The sequence below is a fragment of the Pseudomonas sp. PA-7-1E genome (assembly GCF_021605325.1).
Taxonomy (GTDB): domain Bacteria; phylum Pseudomonadota; class Gammaproteobacteria; order Pseudomonadales; family Pseudomonadaceae; genus Aquipseudomonas; species Aquipseudomonas fluorescens_BV.
In genome coordinates this window covers 25,437-41,919 of record NZ_WKFA01000050.1, presented here as the reverse complement: position 1 = coordinate 41,919, position 16,483 = coordinate 25,437, and the positions used below count along the sequence as shown (strand labels likewise).

The window sequence follows — 16,483 nt, the reverse complement described above, 5'->3', positions numbered from 1 at the left end:
GCCATGGACGACCCGGAGATCAACATCAAGACCGCCGAGCTGGTGCGCAACCTCTACCCGCACATGAAGATCATCGCCCGTGCGCGTAACCGCCAGCACGTACACCGCCTGGTGGACCTGGACGCTTCACCGGTGCGCGAAACCTTCTACTCCAGCCTGGAAATGAGCCGCCGTACCCTGGTCGGCCTCGGTTTGAGCCAGGCCCAGGCCGATGCGCGCATCAACCGCTTCAAGACCCACGACCAGCAGGTACTCGCCGCCCAACACGCGGTATACGACGACGCGGCCAAGGTCATGCAAACTGCCCAGGAAGCCCGTGCGGAACTGGCGCGCTTGTTTGAAATGGACAGGCTTGACGAGGAATCCTCCGACAAGCTGTGATGGGCTGGATGAACGAAATTGCGAATTTTCTGACAGAATACGCCGCAATTTCGTTCATCCCCGGAGTGCTTCATGGCCACGTTCACCAAAACCGCAATGCTGCTCGCCCTAGCGCTTACCGCCGGCAGCGTGTTCGCTGCCACCAAGCCCGCCACACAGACAATCTCCACCTTGGGTGGCAAGTTCACCTTCAAACTGCCCAAAGCCTACAGCGCCGACACCCTGCCCTCCGGCACGGCGCAAGACGGCACCGCTGACACCCAAGGCACCCTGTACGCTAACTCAACGACGAAAAGTGTGGTGATCGTCGCCGAAACCGTGCGCAACGATGGGGCAACTATCCAGGATAACGACCCAAAGTTCCTCGACGGCGCGGTGGCTGATTTCGTCATAGACCAGAGCGCCGCCATGCCCGACTTCAAGAAACTGGGGGAGAAGAAACTCACCTACAAGGGCCTGGGCCTGCGCCAGGTGGACAGCAGCGCTACCCAAGGCGGAGGCAAGACCTTGAACTCCACGTTCCTGGGTGGTTCGGGCAACCATTTGCTGGTGATCCAGGCGATTTCCCGGGCGGATGATGTGAAGGGACATGCGGCGTTGGTGAAGCAGATTACGGGCGGCAAGTAGCCCCCTCTTCCAGCCAACACAAAACCCATGTGGGAGCGGGCTTGCCTACGATGGCGGTGTGTCAGTCACTGAATCTTTTACTGAGCCACCGCTATCGCAGCATAGGTATCTACATAACTCTGTAAGCTCAGCGGTAACCACGATGCGAAGCGAGCCGCTCTTGATCTGCTTTTGATCTTAGGCGCCCCGTTAAACCACGCTGGCCGGAATCCGACAGGGATTTGGGGGGTAAACCGGCAGGGATGCCGGTTTAGCCGCCCCGCGCCATGGATGGCGCGTGGCGGCGGCCCCCCAAATCACTGGCGGATTACGGGCACACCGAGCCTAGGCGAGGTGCCGAGTGGTGGGGCAAGAGCGTTTTGCTTACTTTGCCGCTTTTGCAAAGTGAGCCGCCGTAAGGGCGGAACCCTAAGTGGCCGTTACCGCAGGAATGGATATGTACACGGTCCAACTGTGTTGACTGCCAGGCCGTCTTCGCAGGCAAGCCAGCTCCCACATTGGATCGCGGGGCATCAGTTATATCTGTGTCGGCTGCCAGGCCGTCACGGGAGCAAGCTCCCTCGCCACAAATTTAGCGTCGTGCCGAAGTTGTGTAGATACCTATGGCTATCGCAGGCAAGCCAGCTCCCACATGTTCAAGCGCATTTCACTTCAGGCTTTTCTCTAGCCAGGCTTTCAAGTCCTGCACTTCCGCTTCGCTGATGGTGTGATTCATCCCCGCGTATTCATGAAACTCCGGCTTGAGCCCCAACCCCGTCAGCACCTTGTTCGCCTGCGTGGCCGAGCTAAAGGGCAGCGCCTGGTCCAAGGTGCCATGGCCGATAAAGATCGCCAGCTTGCCCATGGACGCATCAGGTTTGAGCGCAGACCTGAGCACCGGTAGCACGCTGCCACTGAGCGCAGCGATACCGCGTACCAACTCGGGTTCACGCAAGGCCACCTCGTAAGACATGATCGCGCCCTGGCTGAACCCCACCAGGAACACCCGATCACTTTGGGTGTGGTACTTGGCGGTAGCCTTGAGCACAAAGTCCTTGATCAGCCGGGCGCTGCTGAACAGTTCATCAGTCTCGCCGTTGTACTCAGGCTCATCGGTCTTGGTGAACCAACGATAACCTTGCGGCTCCACCGGCAGCGGCGCGCGCACCGACAGGTAGGTCCAGGTGGACGGCAACGCGTCCTTGATGCCAAACAAATCTTCCTCGTTGCTGCCAAACCCATGCAGGAAGATCACCAGCGGCTGGTTGCGCGCATCACCCTGGGTCTGTTCCAGGTAGGACAAAGGCAAGTCGGTGTGCAAGCCGGAGTCGGCATGAGCGGCGCCGGCCACCAGGGCCAAGGCGAGGGCAAGTTGTTTGAGCATCGGGTTTACCTCAGGGGTTTGCGCAACAAATAGGTGTCCATGATCCAGCCGTTTTCCAGGCGCGCCGCCTTGCGTACCCGTTCGATCTCTTCTGCCACGTGCGCCACTTTACCGCTGATCAGGATCTCGTCCGGGGTGCCGAGGTAGGCGCCCCAGTAAATATCCAGGTCCTGATCCGCCACACTGCGGTAGGAATCTTCGGCGTCGAGCATGACCACCAGGGTATCGGCATCACTCGCCTGCCCCGCCGCCAACCGGCGCCCAGTGGTGATTTCGATGGACTTGCCAATACGGTTGAGCGCCACCTTGTGCTGCGCCGCCAGGGCTTGCACGCTGGTGATGCCGGGGATCACTTCAAACTCGAAGACACAGCGACCACTGGAAAGAATCGCCTGCAAGATGCGGATGGTGCTGTCGTACAGCGCCGGGTCGCCCCAGGCCAGGAACGCCCCCACCTCACCGTCAGCCATTTCTTCGTTGATCATGCGTTCGAAGGTCTGCTGCTTATCGCGGTTGAGGTCTTGCACGGCGGTGGTGTAGTCGATTTCACCGCGCACACGCTCCGGGCAGTCGGCCTCGACAAAACGGTAGCCGGGCTCGGTGATGTAGGTGTCGCAGATTTCCCGGCGCAGGTCGATCAGCTTGTCCTTGCTCTGGCCCTTGTCCATCAGGAAGAACACGTCGGTACGGTTCAGCGCCTTCACGGCCTGCATCGTGATGTAGTCGGGGTTGCCGGCGCCAATGCCGATGATCAGGATGCGTTTCATGGGTTGCTCTCAGTGCGGGGCGTGGATTTTGCCATGATCAACGCATCAGGCGTGAGTTTCCAGGCGCAGGCGCCAGACCGCGTTGAAACGCAGCTCGGTGCGCGACAGCGGTTCGACATCGATCAGGTAGAACATCGATACCGGAAATTGCATGACGTACAGCATTGCAGCGCGGATGACCAAGGGATGTGTAACGGCCACCACATGGCCGGGTTGGCACTCCAGTGACCTCATCCATTCGCCCACGCGTGCGCAAATGTGGTCCACCGACTCGCCGCCATGGGGGGCGCTGGCGCTGTCGGTGAGCCAAGTCATCAATTCATCGCGATCAAGCTGGGCAGTGTCCTGCCCCTTCCAATGGCCAAAATCGCCATCGCGTAACGCGGGCTCAACCACGGCGTGGTCACCGAACAGCGTCGCCGTCTGGCGAGTCCGCGCTTCGGGCCCGCATATCAGGCGCACACTTTTGCGGAACCGATCCGTCAGTGACAGCCGCGCATTCTGCCAATCCATCAGTAACGACTCGTCATCGGGAAACCGCCCCTGCTTTTGCATGGGGGTCACGGCATGACATACGAGAGTCAATCGGGTTGCTTGCATAGGCACCTCACTCTGTTCAGGGACGCGGCGCAGGGAAAACGGCGCCGTATTTCAACCTGTCACAACGAACAGGCAAAGGACTGTGACACATGACGGCTCCCCGCATCAGCGGCTGTAACCCTTCGTATTAAGTGGATACGGAACACCTTCGTACAGAAAAGCCACGAAAATTCGCCACAGAAGGCGCGCTTTTCATAACGATAGACGGAGACTTCCATGACGATCCCGGCAGCCACGAACCATGTTCCACCCTCATCTTCGCAACAAACGCCAACAGGCACCTTTGCGTGGCCGGTCAACCCGGATGAAAGGCTGAAGTATGACATCGCTCAGCAGCCGGAAAATCCTGGTCGATCCGAGCCCGTTTCAAGACGCGCACCAAGTTCGCCTCAATTTCTGCTCACTCAAGGACACGTCAGCACGTTGGTGGAAAAGAGTGATGCCGAGCTGGCACAGCAGCTCAGCGCGGCATTGATGGGCCAGGTCGCTGAGGAGCTCACAACCAACAGACAGTCACTCACCGCCCCGACCCTCACCCAGGTTCCGCCTTTTTCCAGCTTCGGCCAAGCGTGGGCACGTTTTAACCAGGCGCTCAGGGCAGAGCCGTTTGCAACCTTTGCCAAAGCCCATCACATCGACCTGTCCAATTTCAGCTGGAACCCTCAAGAGGGAACCATGACGTGCATGATCAATGGCTCCCCCAACAGCTTCACGGAGTTCACCCCTGGCTGGTCACAGGCATCGGCGGACGTCGCCGCAGCGGCCAGAGAGCTGGGCGCCCCGTCGACGACCTGGTTCCGCTACACCGGCGAACACACGCCTCCCAGTTACCTGGTCGGAGACTTCTACGCTATCGCTAGAACCGAGCTCACGCGCAATCCGCGGGCCGTGATCGCGGCACTCCAGCAAGCCGATACATTCCCCTCTCTGGTCATCCCCAACGGCCCCCTGCCATTGGACATCTCGCAACAGACCTTGCGTGCCAGGCAAGCACAACGCAGCGCGAAGGAGACGATCACCCAAGCCACCTTTGAACGCAGCGGCACACTTGCCGACTCCAGTCGCACACCGACGCCCGCCGAACGCGTCGAGGCGGCTGATCGGGAAGTGGCACGGGAGTGTGCCAGAATCCTCACGAGGATCGGCTATCAAAGGCGCATTGATGATCAGTCGCTAACCTTTCTCCCCCTCCTGAATGTGCCTGACGACTCAACCTACGCACACACACGCGAGGCGTTCGGCAAATGCTTCTCCAGCCCCGCTTTCCTGGCGTTTGCGAAAGAACATAATCTCGAGGTGTCATCCTTGTTTATCCACTTGCCGACAGGCCAGTTGGAAGGCTACGTACGAAACCCTGACGGCAGCCGTAAATCGATTGTTTTGCGCACGTCGACTTGCCCCCAATGGGCGGCCCTCGAACCCGACATTTCAAGCGCGGCCCGCAAATATGGGAGAAGCGGCTCGGTCTACGAGGGGCCCGTTCGTACCCAGCAAGCGCTGGATCTCTCTATGATGCTGGACTTTTACGGCGTGACTCGGGAAACCGGCTCAGAGCAGAAGTGGCTCGAACAAGTCGCAGGGCTCATCCGCGATGGCTTCCCCTCCTTGAAAAAAAACAACCCTTCTGCTGACACCTCGCGTGGGATTCGCGAACTGCAGCAGGCAGCCCTACAAACACTTGCAGGCATCACAACCCCTCCAACACCTACTGTCGTTCAAGCGCCTGCGCCGGTAACCACCGCCAAGCCGCCCGTCGCCAGCCCCGTGAGCGACATCGCCCACCGTCTGTTTAACGCAGAGCCCGGATTGCAATCGGTCGTATCGGGATTACTCAAGGACGCCATCGATGCGTCATTGAACCTCGATGTGGAGCAGTTGGCGTTCGCCGTTCCCGATCCGGACAATCCAGGTGAGCACATTGAAACACCGCTGATGAAAATGATCATCAGCCATGTCGCTGGAGGCGCCGCGCCGGTTTTCGACAGCGCTGGCAAATTCGTCGATACGCGCGAGGACGTGCTCGCCCGTACCGGCAAACCTGCGGGTACTGCACTTCCTATCGATAGGTCAGCGCTACAGAAGGCTATGAGCGAGTTGCCCGGCAAGCTGAACGAAACGCTTCGAGCGGCAAAGATCACGTATTGGAATGAGCCGCCGTTCAATGAGCCGGCCCCTGGGCTGAGTGCCGACACAGCGCTCGGTGTCACCCCGATTTACGCGGGTAGTCGCCGGTCAATGCTCGGCCAGCTGCTGCACAGCAACCTGCGCCTGGCCAGTTTAAAATCCCCAGGTCTCAATGACATACAGCGCGAAACACTGGATACGGTAGCAAGGTTTCCCCACGGGCACCTCAACCCCACAGACAACTCCAAGACAACCATTCACTTCATGGTCCGCACTGACCCGGCCAACCCAGACAGCCCGAACGTTCAAACCCCTAACCTGTTCATCGAACGCAAGGCTGGGGACCGCACCCTCGCTGTGCTGATGTGCGAACCCAGCGGAAAGGTTACTCCTTATGCTTCCCTGGATGCAGCCCAGCAGGCCTGGGAACAGCAAAACCCCGCGGCGCAACCACCGACCCGCACCGACAAGCCCAGCCTGAAAGCCTTCGACGCTGATGCGTTCTACCTGCAAGCGAACGTCATGATTAACAACGGGGACGCCAACGCCGACACTGATCCCGCGCTGATCGTGGCGCGACCATCCCAAGAGTCCGGGCTCAAGCGTCCCGAATGGTCAAAAACCGCCTCCGATGCCAATCGCTTTATTTACCATGACCTGCTTCTGGAGATGGCGGGCTTCGAGCGCCGGCACAAGGGCAAGAGCTTTGGCAGTGATATTCCGGACATTAGCACTTATATCCAGGAACAGATCAAAGCCCTCAACCCTCCACCCTTTCACTATGACATCAAGGATCTGGAAGTCATCTTTCACACTCCCTATGGCGCCCCGGCCAGCGGATTCGGATCAACCCAAACCACCACCCTGCCCTTCACCGAAACCTTTGTACGCAACCTTTCAGGATTACCAAAAGGTCGGGTGGAGGTGCGTCACAAACCGACGGGCATTCATCTAGCCAAGCTCGGAAAAGAGGGCGAACTGGGTAAGCTGATTCAGCAAATCGATGCCGGCAAGAACTACCCCGAATTAGTCAGGCGCGAGCTGCTCGACGATCCTGAAAAAAAAACCAGCCGCCAAGCGCTGTTCGCCGAGCAAGTCCCGATTGAACTGAAAATGAGGGCCCTGGAACTGACGGCCAAAGGCGAGGCTGGCTTCGATAACGCCATGGGTTTTCGTTACCTCCAGGCAATACTGGATCCAACGCCAGGGAAGAAGTTCGTCAATGGCAACGAAATCACCGTGCGCCCGTTGGCGCTCATGCGCCTGCCCGGCGCGGTGCCCGATGTGGTCGAAAACATGTTCCTGATCGAACCCAAAGACACCACAGTCGGCCCGCACATTCTTTATCGCCCGTTGAATTCCAGCGCACCCCTGCTGCAGTTTCCTTCGCGCCAGGCGCTAATGGAGTCTGTCCAGACACAGAAGGAGCTACAAAAAGACATTCTTGCCTGGCTGCCTGATGAGACAACCCGCGCCGTCTACAGGCACGATGGCTTTCGCGAACCGCATATGCCGACATATACGCCCGTGTTCACGCCTGCGCCGCCCACACTGGCGACTCACGACCTGTCGTCCGAGCTGCAAACCGGGCAACTGATGAACTACTTGTATGAAGCAAATTCAAGGGCGCTGACATCGCTGGCCGAACACCAAGCCGTATCCAACGGGGAAAGTCGCTGGGAAGGGATTAAAGAAGGGGCAGGCCTATTACTCAATACGGCATTTCTGTTCATGCCAGAGAGTGCCTTTTTAATCGGTATGCCGTTTCAGGCAGACAGCATCATAAGTGATATCAAGACGCTTGCCGGGAGCAGGGAAGGAAACAAAGAAGCAGCCGCAACAGATTTATTCATCAACATAGCGATGTTAATGCTTCACCTCGCAAGAGCACACCCCACTCAAACCTCCGCACGTACTGGAGTCGCGGCCATTCATACGGTACCGCAGGAAAAACGCGTAGGTGATTTACCGGCGGCGCCTTCGCCTGAGTCAGCATTACGTGAAGTGATTCGGTTGGGCGGTCCATGGAGGGGTTTCAAGGCCATCGATGGCGACATACAAACCTTCGAGGATATTTACAAAGGCGCCCCACGGCTCAATATATTCGGACATGGGACTGAACCGGCCACCGGAGAGCCCGCGAAAGTCGTAGGCGCAAACGGCAAGTTCTATTCGGCGCAAGACATCGTCAATAAACTTCGTGCGGAAAAAATTGACTTCAGCAAATATAAAAACATTGTGCTTCGCGTCTGCTATTCCGGCGCAAACGGCCCGAACTCGCTGGGTGATGAAATCTCCAACCTGACCAACATACCCACCAAGTCATTCGCAGGTCCTGTGCACATGGATTATTTTTTGGGCAAAGACCCAATAGGCCTGTTCAAAACGTACTATCGGGAATTCAAAGCGAAATACCCCACGCTTTCTCCACGCGACATAAAGTTACTCGCTGATTCGAAAGTGAGGTTGGATTTTGCCAAGAACAACCACCTTAATACGGTGGAAAAGACATCAGGAACGCTGCTGCGATTCAATATTGGCACCCAGAAAGAGCCTGAGATGGTTCAAGAACTTGTCGATTACCGGCCACATTACTCCTACCCTGCCCTGCACGCGGCCCACGTGTTGCCAGCCAATTCAACCCGGTAGCCTGTTGCGGCAGGTTTGCCAACACAACCCTGCCGTTTGACTACCAAGATGCAAACACGGCGTCAGGCCAGCGCCGTTTTCGCAGACGCCACCCTAGGCGTGGCACCGACCACGAAGTCCTCCTTGCGCAACAGCACCAGCGCTACCAACGACACCACCCCGGTCGCTACATAGAAATACCACGGCGAAGTAATGTCGCCTGTCACCTTGATCAACCAAGTGGAAATCAACGGCGCACTGCCGCCAAACACCGCGACGGGCACGTTATACGCCACGGCAATCCCAGTGGAGCGAATCCGCGTCGGCAACAGCTCACTCATCAACGCATAGGTTGACGACGCGTACAGCCCGAACAGAATCGCCACCGCCATCAACGGCGCGAAGAAGGTCGCCGGGGTGGCGGTCGGGGCGGATTTGAACAGCCAGAACATCGCCAGGGTCGCCAGCGTGCCGATCACCATCAGGAACGGCTTGCGCCCGTATTTATCGGTAAAGGCCCCGCCAAACGGCATCACGAAAGCCGCCGAGAAGCTGGCGACGAACACATAGAGCAAGGTGGTGCCGCTGTCGAACTTGAGGATCTTGGCCATGTAGGTCGAGGCGAAGGTCAGCACCAGGTAAAAGATCGAGCTGTGCAAGGTGATGATAAAGAACACCAGGGCAATCGCCCGCTTCCACTGCCAGACCTCACGCAGCGGCGCCCGCGAAGTTTGCCCGGCGCGTTGCAGGGCGAGGAACTCGGGGCTGTCTTCGAGCTTGAGGCGAATGTACATGGAAATAAAGCCCAGGGGCGCGGCGATCAGGAACGGTACGCGCCAGGCCCATTCCTGCATGACCTCGGCGCCCAGCACCCAGGTCATGCCGTTGGCCACGGCGCCACCGAGCAGCAGGCCGAGCACGGCGGTAACCATCAGCCAACAGGTGGCAAAGCCACGGCGACCGGGGCCGGCGTATTCAGAGATGAAGCTGGTGACGGTACCGATTTCGCCGCCCGCCGAGAAGCCCTGCACGCAGCGCACCAGGATCAACAGGATCGGTGCGGCGATGCCCAGGCTGGCGTAGGTCGGCAACAGGCCCAGCATCACCGTGGAGCCGGTCATCATCACCAGCGCCATGATCAGGGTTTTGCGCCGGCCGATCTTGTCTGCCAGCGGGCCGAAGAACAGCCCACCCAGAGGGCGGATAAAAAAGCTCAGCGCAAACGCAGCAAAGCTGGCCAACAGGCTGGTGGTGGGGTCATCGGAGACGAAGAACGCCTGGCCGATATAGACCGCGAGAAAGCCATAGACGCCGTAGTCGTACCACTCGATCAAGTGGCCGGAGGTGGCGCCCAGAAACGCACGGCGGCGCTTGCGGACGGTGTCTTGTGCGGGATTGCCCATCGTGGGGACTCCTTGTCTGATTATCGATCCATGTTAAAGCGCGGCGATACTCGCGGTTTGCAGCCAATGCCGCAAGTCGGTCTTGAGAATCTTGCCGTAGCTGTTCTTCGGCAAATCGCTGCGCCACACATATTTTTTCGGTTTTTTGAACGAGGCCATGCGCGCCAGGAACCACGTCGTCAGCTCGCCTTCGTCCAGCGGCTGGCCGCTGCGGGTCACCACGAAGGCCACCACCGACTCACCCCATTGCGCGTCGGGCTCGCCCACCACGCACACTTCGAACACCTCGGGATGCTGAGCCAGCACTTCCTCGACTTCACGGGGGTACACGTTGCTGCCGCCACTGATGATCACGTCCTTGGAGCGATCCGTCAGGGTCAGGTAGCCGGCCGGGTCGAGGTAGCCGATGTCGCCGGTCAGCAGCCAACCGTCCACCAGCGTCTGGCGCGTGGCCTGCGGGTTGCGCCAGTAGCCCTGCATCACCGTGGCGCCACGCACCGCGATTTCACCGCGCTCGCCGGTGGGCAGTGGCTGGTGCTCGGCATCGAGAATGCGGATCTCGACACAGGCTTGCGCGTGGCCCACCGAGGCGGCCAGGGTGGCCCAGTCGGGGCGCTGGCGCTCGGCGATCAAGGCGCGGGGCAAGACGCTGATGGTCATCGGGCTCTCGCCCTGGCCGTAGATCTGCACCAGGCGCGGGCCGAAGGTGTCGACTGCTTCGCGCAGGTCGGCGAGGTACATGGGGCCGCCGCCGTAGACGATGGTCTTGATGCCGGCGCCGTGATAATCCTGGCGCCGGGCCTGTTCGACCATGCGCTTGACCATGGTCGGCGCAGCAAACAGCGACACCTGGCCCATGTGCTCGGCCAGCCCGAACAGCTCGGCGGCATCGAAGCCATGGGAGGCCGGCACCACATGGCGGGCGCCGCAGCGCACATGGATGAAGTTGTACAGGCCGGCGCCGTGGGACATGGGCGCGGCATACAGCGCCGCATCGTCGGCGCTCACTTGATCGACATCCGTGGCGTAGCACAGCGACATGGCGATCAGGTTGCCGTGCGACAGCATCACGCCCTTGGAGCGCCCGGTGGTGCCAGAGGTATAGAACAGCCAGGCGAGGTCGTGATCCTGGCGGGGCACCGGCTGTTCCAGGCTGGGCCAACCATGGCTGGGCGGCAGCGGGTGGCCGTCCAATTCCGTGCAATGCGCGGGCAAATCCCGCGATGAAAACACCTGGCCGCCGTCGGTAAAGATCAACCGCGCCTCGGCATTATCGGCAATCCACGCCGCTTCGCTGGGGTGCAGCTTGGCGTTGATCGGCACCGCCACCCCGCCCATCCACCAGATGGCGTAGAGCAGTTCCAGGTAGTCGCAGCTGTTTTTCATCAGCAGCGCCACCGCGTCTCCCGGCACCAGGCCATGCTGCTCCACCAGGTGCGCGGCGCGTTGGCGCACGTGGGCGGCGAAGGTGGCGTAGTCGGCCACTTGCACGCTGCCGTCGAACAATGCCGGGCGTTGCGGGGCCCGACGCTGGGTGTCGTGCAGCCAGTTGGCAATGTTCATGACTCAGCTCCGGCGTGCCTGCAGGACCGAGGCGTAGTTGGCCACCGCCATGCCGCCCATGTTGAACACCAGGCCGAACTCCGGGTTGGGCACCGCCAGGCCAATCGGCTCGCCGGTCAATTGCCGGAACGCCAAGGCATGCATGGACACCCCCGTGGCGCCGACGGGGTGCCCCTTGGCCTTGAGCCCGCCGGAAAGGTTCACCGGCAAGCGCCCGCCGGCGCGCACCACCCCGCTGTCGAGCACGCGATGGCCTTCGCCCTTGGGCGCCAGGCCCATGGCTTCATAGATCAGCAACTCGGCAATGGTGAAGCAGTCGTGCACTTCGGCGAAGCTCAGGTCAGCCAGGGTCACATTCGCCCCGCGCAGCGCTGCATGGATCGCGCGTTGCGGGCCCTCAAAGGCGAGGATGTCACGCTGGGCGATGGGCAAGGTGTCGTTGACCTGGGTCATCGCCCGGATTTGCACCTCGCGACGGAACGCCCGCGCACGTTTGGGCGAGGCGAGGATGATCGCGGCTGCGCCATCGCTGATCAGTGAGCAATCGGTCAGGCGCAGGGAGTCAGCCACGAACGGGTTGCTTTGGGACACGTTGTTGCAGTGTTCGAAATTCATCTCCCGATGCATCTGCGCCAGCGGGTTGGCCATGGCATTGGAGTGGTTTTTGGTAGCGATGGCCGCCATCGAGCCCAGCGGGCAGTGGTAACGCTCGGCGTATTGGCGGGCGGCGCGGCCGAACAACTGGGGGAAACTCAGGCCGGCTTCGGCCGGGTCGTTCTGGTAGCCGGCCCCGGCCAAGGCTTGGGTGACCGCGGCAGTGCTGGTGTGGGTCATCTTCTCGGCGCCCACCACCAGCACCAGCTCAGCGCTGCCGGAGAGGATCGCATTGACCCCCGCCTGGATCGCCGCCGAGCCGGATGCACAGGCGTTTTCACAGCGAGTAGCCGGTTTGAAGCGCAGCCCGGGGTCGGCTTGCAATAGCAATGAGGCGGCAAACCCGTCGGGCACCAGCCCCGAGTTGAAATGGCCGAGGAACAACGCATCGATTTGCGACGCGTCAATCTCGGCGTCGCTCAGGGCTTCGCGGGTCACCTGGACGATCAGGTCTTCCAGCGTCGTGCCTTCCAGGCGACCAAAGCGGGAGTGACCAGCGGCAACAATGGAGACGCAATCAGCAGGCATAATCAATTTCTTCTGTTCTTGATTCGGACTTTACTTACAATGACCCACCCCTGATCGTGCGCCAATTCGTGTAACTACTTACACGGGTAAGTAGCGCCCCAGGGCATTGAACAACGAGGCAGGATGCCCCATGACCGCGCTAGCCCAGCAATTTCCCGACCTCGAACGCCTGGCGTTCAAGCTGTCCCCTGCCCCGCAGATCGTCACCAGCGACCGCGTGATACTGGACTGCAACGACGCTTTCCTGAAGCTGTTCGGCTATACGCGCGACGCACTGGTCAACCAGCTGACTCTGCTGATCTACCCGTCCCAGGCCGACTACCACGCCATCGGCAAGCGCAGCCATGATTGGCTGCTCGACAGCGACAACGGCTTTTATTCCGATGAACGCTTCATGCAGCACCACAATGGCGAAGTGTTCTGGGCCAAGTCCCACGGCTACACCCTCACCCCCAAAGACCCGTTCAAGCTGATGATCTGGCACTTCGAACGCCTGGACCGCATGCACCAGGGCACCGGCGACCTCACGCCCCGGGAGCGGGAAATCGCCATGCACATCGTCAACGGGTTCAAATCCAAAGAAATTGCCCTGCGCCTGGCGATCTCCCACCGCACCGTTGAGGTGCACCGGGCGCGGTTGATGAAGAAACTGCAGGCCAAGACGGTGGTGGAGTTGGTGTCGAAGATCATTATGGTGGCCTGACCGATAACGGCTGTTTAACCGATGCCCCGCCATCCAAATGTGTGGGCAGCTCCAATGCCGAACAGTTAAGCGAACGCAATGCCCAACGCAACGAAGATCAAATGTGGGAGCTGGCTTGCCTGCGAAAGCGGTCGTGCAGTAATAGATGCAGTGACTGAAACGTCGTCATCGCAGCATAGGTATCTACGCAGCCACCGGTAACTACGATGCGAAGCGAGCCGCTCTTGATCTGCTTTTGATCTTGATCTCAGGCGCCCCGTTAAACCACGCTGGCCGAACGCAGGCTTGAATTCGTGGGTAACCCGGCAGGACGCCGGGTTAGCCGTCCTGGGCCAAGGATGGCCCATGACGGCGGCCCACGGATTCAAGCCGGAGTGAGGGCACACCGAGCCTAAGCGAGGTGCCGAGTGGTGGGGCAAGAGCGTTTTGCTTACTTTTGCGCTTTTCAAAAGTAAGCCGCTGTAAAAGCGGAACCATAAGCAGCCATGACCTAAATAATGGATATGTACACGGTCTGATCCAAGATTATGGTCGGCTCTCAGGCCGCCTTCGCAGGCAAGCCAGCTCCCACAGTTTGATCGTGGGGTATCAGCTAGAGAAGCGTCGGCTGGCTGGCCGTCATCTCAGGCAAGCCAGCTTCCACATTTGGATTGAGGGGCGTCAGGTAGACAGGCGTCGGCTGTCTGGGCCGCGTAGCTGAAACGTTCAACCGAGCACGTCCATACAATTCCCCACCGCCCTGCCCCCCTAACCTCACGGCTTTCGAACCCTCAGAAGCGCTGGAGAACGGGCATGGGTAACACAGCAACCAAGGTATCGCTGGCATTGACGCTGCTGGCAAGTGCGATGATGAGCAACGCGTTTGCCGCCACCCCGAACGTGGCCGTGGCGCCGCAGTACGACACCAGCCATGTGTATGTGGCACCGGCCGATGTGGACCGTTTTGCCCAGAGTTTCCTCGCCACCTTCGGCGGCAAAAGCACGCCCCAGGTCGTGGTCAACGTGCTGCCGGTGCCGAGCAGCACCACCTCGCAATTGCTCCAGACCCCGGCGGGCACCGTGTCGTTGTTCGGCTTTACCACCCCCGTGCCTCACCCGTTCGGCCAGGAACGCAACGGCTATCTGGTCAAGGACATGGACGTGGCCCTCAAGGCCGCGCGTGAAAATGGCGCCGACGTAATCGTCAGCGATTTCCCCGACCCCATCGGCCGTGATGCCGTGGTGCAATGGCCGGGCGGTGTGAACATGCAGCTCTACTGGCACACCAAGACCCCGGATTACGCCGCCTTCGACACCGTGCCGGAAAACCGTGTGTATGTGTCCAACGACAGCGCCGAGCGGTTTATCAAGGCATTCCTGGGTTTCTCCCACGGCAAGGTAGTGAGCGACGACAAGCACGCCCCTGGGGTTGATGTCGGCCAGGCCGGCGGCCACTACCGCCGCGTCGAGATCGAATCGCCGTTCGGGCGCATGGCGGTGCTGGTCACCAACGGCCAACTGCCCTACCCGTTCGGCCACGACACCACCGGTTACCAGGTCAACGACCTCGCCGCCACCCTGGGCAAGGCCACTGGCTCTGGCGCCACAGTGCTGGTGCCGGCGTTCGACAGCAAAGGTCGGCGCAGTGCGTTGGTGGAGTTCCCGGGCGGTTATGTCGCAGAAATCCACCAACTCAGCGCGGCAAAATGATTCGTCACGCAGGCTGGAGCCTGGCTGTGCTGTGGCCGTTGCTTGCTGGCAGCGTGCAGGCCGACGACCAGCTGGTACGCCCGGCGATCAAGGCCAACCGCTGGCAGGAAGACTGGTCTGTGCTCAAGGACCCGGCATTGCGCACGCAACCGCTGGACAACCTCAAGTACATCCCACTGTCCGCCGCCAACCCGTTCACCTACTTGTCGTTGGGCGCAACCTTGCGTGAACGTTTCGAGATGAACGACGCCAGCGGGTTCGGCGTGCGGGATGTACCGCGTGACCGCTACCTGATCCAGCGCTTTCAGGTGCACGCCGACTTGCACCTGAACGAACACTGGCGGCTGTTCACCCAGTTGGAAGATGTGCGGGCCTATGACAAGACCACCATTGGCGGTGCCGACCAGAACCGCGTCGACCTGCGCCTGGCCTTTGCCGAATACGTGAAGACCTTCAGCGCTGGCACCTTCAAGGCACGGGCTGGCCGCCAGGATTTCGCCTTCGACTTGCAGCGTTTCATCTCGTCACGGGACGGCCCGAATGTGCGGCAGTCCTTCGATGCGTTGTGGGCGGACTGGGAAACGCCGCAATGGCGCTTCATCGGGATCGCCAGCCAACCGGTGCAGTACCAGGATGGCCGGCATTTCGACGACAAGTCCAACAGCGACGCGCGCTTCCACATGCTACGGGTCGAGCGGCTGGTGGGCGGCACCAATGAGCTGTCGGCCTATTACGGCGTGTACGAGCGCAGCTCCGCCCATTACCTGGACGCCGACGGCGAAGAGACGCGCCAGTTGCTGGACGCCCGCCTCGGTGGCGCAGCCCAGGGGTTCGACTGGGACGTCGAAGCCATGCTGCAACGCGGCTCGGTGGGCAGCAAGACGATTCGCGCCTGGGCCGGTGGCAGCCGCACCGGCTACACCTTTGACACGCTGGCCTGGAAGCCGCGTATCGGCCTGCAACTGGATATCGCTTCCGGTGACCGCCAGGCCGGTGACGGCCGGGTCGGCACCTTCAACCCGCTGTTCCCCAATGGCTATTACTTTTCCCTGGCGGGCTACACCGGCTACAGCAACCTGATCCACGTCAAGCCGTCGATTACCGTCAAGCCCCTCGCCAAGCTCAGCGTGCAAACCGCTGTCGGCCTGCTGTGGCGGCAGACCACCGCAGACGCCGTCTACACCCAGCCCAACCTGGCCGTGGCTGGCACGGCGGGCCAAGGCGAGCGCTGGACCGGCGCCTACGGCCAACTGCGCACCGACTACGCCTTTACGCCCAACCTCAGCGGTGCGGTCGAGGCGGTGCACTACGCGGTCGGCCAGACCCTGCGTGATGCCGGTGGGCACGACAGCAATTACCTGGGCATGGAGCTCAAGTTCAGTTGGTGAGACAAGCACACCCATACAAGCCTGGGCTCAGGTTTACGGCAATAGTGAGGCGGTTTTTACACCGC

The 16,483-nt window shown here is 60.5% G+C and carries 12 protein-coding genes; 6 read left to right on the top strand and 6 right to left on the bottom strand.

From position 1 onward, the window contains the following. A partial coding sequence (locus GIW79_RS23490; RefSeq protein ID WP_329605983.1) for an NAD-binding protein occupies positions 1-381 on the top strand: 381 nt, incomplete at its 5' end. A 72-nt stretch (positions 382-453) separates the two neighbouring features. After that, the gene (locus GIW79_RS23485; RefSeq protein ID WP_072448643.1) at positions 454-1,008 is read left to right on the top strand and encodes a hypothetical protein; all 555 of its coding nucleotides are present in this window, start codon (positions 454-456) and stop codon (positions 1,006-1,008) included. Positions 1,009-1,654: 646 nt separating this feature from the next. On the opposite strand, the gene GIW79_RS23480 is transcribed toward GIW79_RS23485, so the two are convergent. From GIW79_RS23480 to GIW79_RS23470, 3 genes are read right to left on the bottom strand one after another with little or no spacing between them, the layout of a single operon-like run. Continuing rightward, a complete protein-coding gene (locus GIW79_RS23480; RefSeq protein WP_057977101.1) occupies positions 1,655-2,371 on the bottom strand; it encodes an alpha/beta hydrolase in 717 nt (238 codons plus the stop codon). A gap of 5 nt (positions 2,372-2,376) precedes the next feature. Next, positions 2,377-3,138, bottom strand: coding sequence for a precorrin-6A synthase (deacetylating) (cobF, locus tag GIW79_RS23475; RefSeq protein WP_236455020.1), 762 nt, complete (start codon positions 3,136-3,138; stop codon positions 2,377-2,379). Positions 3,139-3,183: 45 nt separating this feature from the next. Continuing rightward, complete coding sequence (locus tag GIW79_RS23470; protein WP_034127306.1) at positions 3,184-3,738, bottom strand: histidine phosphatase family protein; 555 nt, start codon at positions 3,736-3,738, stop codon at positions 3,184-3,186. 216 nt (positions 3,739-3,954) lie between these two features. Between GIW79_RS23470 and GIW79_RS23465 the strand changes: the two genes are divergently transcribed. Further along, positions 3,955-8,511, top strand: coding sequence for a DUF6543 domain-containing protein (locus tag GIW79_RS23465; protein ID WP_236455019.1), 4,557 nt, complete (start codon positions 3,955-3,957; stop codon positions 8,509-8,511). 62 nt (positions 8,512-8,573) lie between these two features. Here the strand turns inward: GIW79_RS23465 and GIW79_RS23460 are convergent, their stop codons facing one another. Genes GIW79_RS23460 through GIW79_RS23450 form a run of 3 tightly spaced genes read right to left on the bottom strand, consistent with a single transcriptional unit; the run spans position 8,574 to position 12,638 of the window. Then, positions 8,574-9,893 (bottom strand): MFS transporter, encoded by a 1,320-nt coding sequence (locus tag GIW79_RS23460; RefSeq protein ID WP_034127304.1) that lies wholly within the window; start codon positions 9,891-9,893, stop codon positions 8,574-8,576. Positions 9,894-9,926: 33 nt separating this feature from the next. Beyond that, complete coding sequence (locus GIW79_RS23455) at positions 9,927-11,456, bottom strand: class I adenylate-forming enzyme family protein (RefSeq protein WP_054898544.1); 1,530 nt, start codon at positions 11,454-11,456, stop codon at positions 9,927-9,929. Between the two features lie 3 nt (positions 11,457-11,459). After that, positions 11,460-12,638, bottom strand: a complete 1,179-nt coding sequence (locus tag GIW79_RS23450; RefSeq protein ID WP_054898545.1) for an acetyl-CoA acetyltransferase — start codon at positions 12,636-12,638, stop codon at positions 11,460-11,462. Positions 12,639-12,768: 130 nt separating this feature from the next. Between GIW79_RS23450 and GIW79_RS23445 the strand changes: the two genes are divergently transcribed. From GIW79_RS23445 to GIW79_RS23435, 3 genes are all read left to right on the top strand, one after another. After that, positions 12,769-13,341 (top strand): LuxR C-terminal-related transcriptional regulator, encoded by a 573-nt coding sequence (locus GIW79_RS23445; protein ID WP_003190613.1) that lies wholly within the window; start codon positions 12,769-12,771, stop codon positions 13,339-13,341. A gap of 792 nt (positions 13,342-14,133) precedes the next feature. Then, positions 14,134-15,030 carry a VOC family protein gene (locus tag GIW79_RS23440; protein WP_054918704.1) on the top strand — a complete coding sequence of 299 codons (897 nt, stop codon included), beginning with the start codon at positions 14,134-14,136 and terminating at the stop codon, positions 15,028-15,030. Further along, the gene (locus tag GIW79_RS23435) at positions 15,027-16,418 is read left to right on the top strand and encodes an alginate export family protein (RefSeq protein WP_181124199.1); all 1,392 of its coding nucleotides are present in this window, start codon (positions 15,027-15,029) and stop codon (positions 16,416-16,418) included. The genes GIW79_RS23440 and GIW79_RS23435 overlap by 4 nt, the downstream gene beginning before the upstream one ends. Positions 16,419-16,483: the final 65 nt, after the last annotated feature.

What these genes read in the sequence shown, in the direction of transcription:
- GIW79_RS23485 (WP_072448643.1), top strand. Translation starts at nt 454, where the DNA reads ATGGCCACGTTCACCAAAACCGCAATGCTGCTCGCCCTAGCGCTTACC.
- GIW79_RS23480 (WP_057977101.1), bottom strand. Translation starts at nt 2,371, where the DNA reads ATGCTCAAACAACTTGCCCTCGCCTTGGCCCTGGTGGCCGGCGCCGCT.
- cobF (WP_236455020.1), bottom strand. Translation starts at nt 3,138, where the DNA reads ATGAAACGCATCCTGATCATCGGCATTGGCGCCGGCAACCCCGACTAC.
- GIW79_RS23470 (WP_034127306.1), bottom strand. Translation starts at nt 3,738, where the DNA reads ATGCAAGCAACCCGATTGACTCTCGTATGTCATGCCGTGACCCCCATG.
- GIW79_RS23465 (WP_236455019.1), top strand. Translation starts at nt 3,955, where the DNA reads ATGACGATCCCGGCAGCCACGAACCATGTTCCACCCTCATCTTCGCAA.
- GIW79_RS23460 (WP_034127304.1), bottom strand. Translation starts at nt 9,893, where the DNA reads ATGGGCAATCCCGCACAAGACACCGTCCGCAAGCGCCGCCGTGCGTTT.
- GIW79_RS23455 (WP_054898544.1), bottom strand. Translation starts at nt 11,456, where the DNA reads ATGAACATTGCCAACTGGCTGCACGACACCCAGCGTCGGGCCCCGCAA.
- GIW79_RS23450 (WP_054898545.1), bottom strand. Translation starts at nt 12,638, where the DNA reads ATGCCTGCTGATTGCGTCTCCATTGTTGCCGCTGGTCACTCCCGCTTT.
- GIW79_RS23445 (WP_003190613.1), top strand. Translation starts at nt 12,769, where the DNA reads ATGACCGCGCTAGCCCAGCAATTTCCCGACCTCGAACGCCTGGCGTTC.
- GIW79_RS23440 (WP_054918704.1), top strand. Translation starts at nt 14,134, where the DNA reads ATGGGTAACACAGCAACCAAGGTATCGCTGGCATTGACGCTGCTGGCA.
- GIW79_RS23435 (WP_181124199.1), top strand. Translation starts at nt 15,027, where the DNA reads ATGATTCGTCACGCAGGCTGGAGCCTGGCTGTGCTGTGGCCGTTGCTT.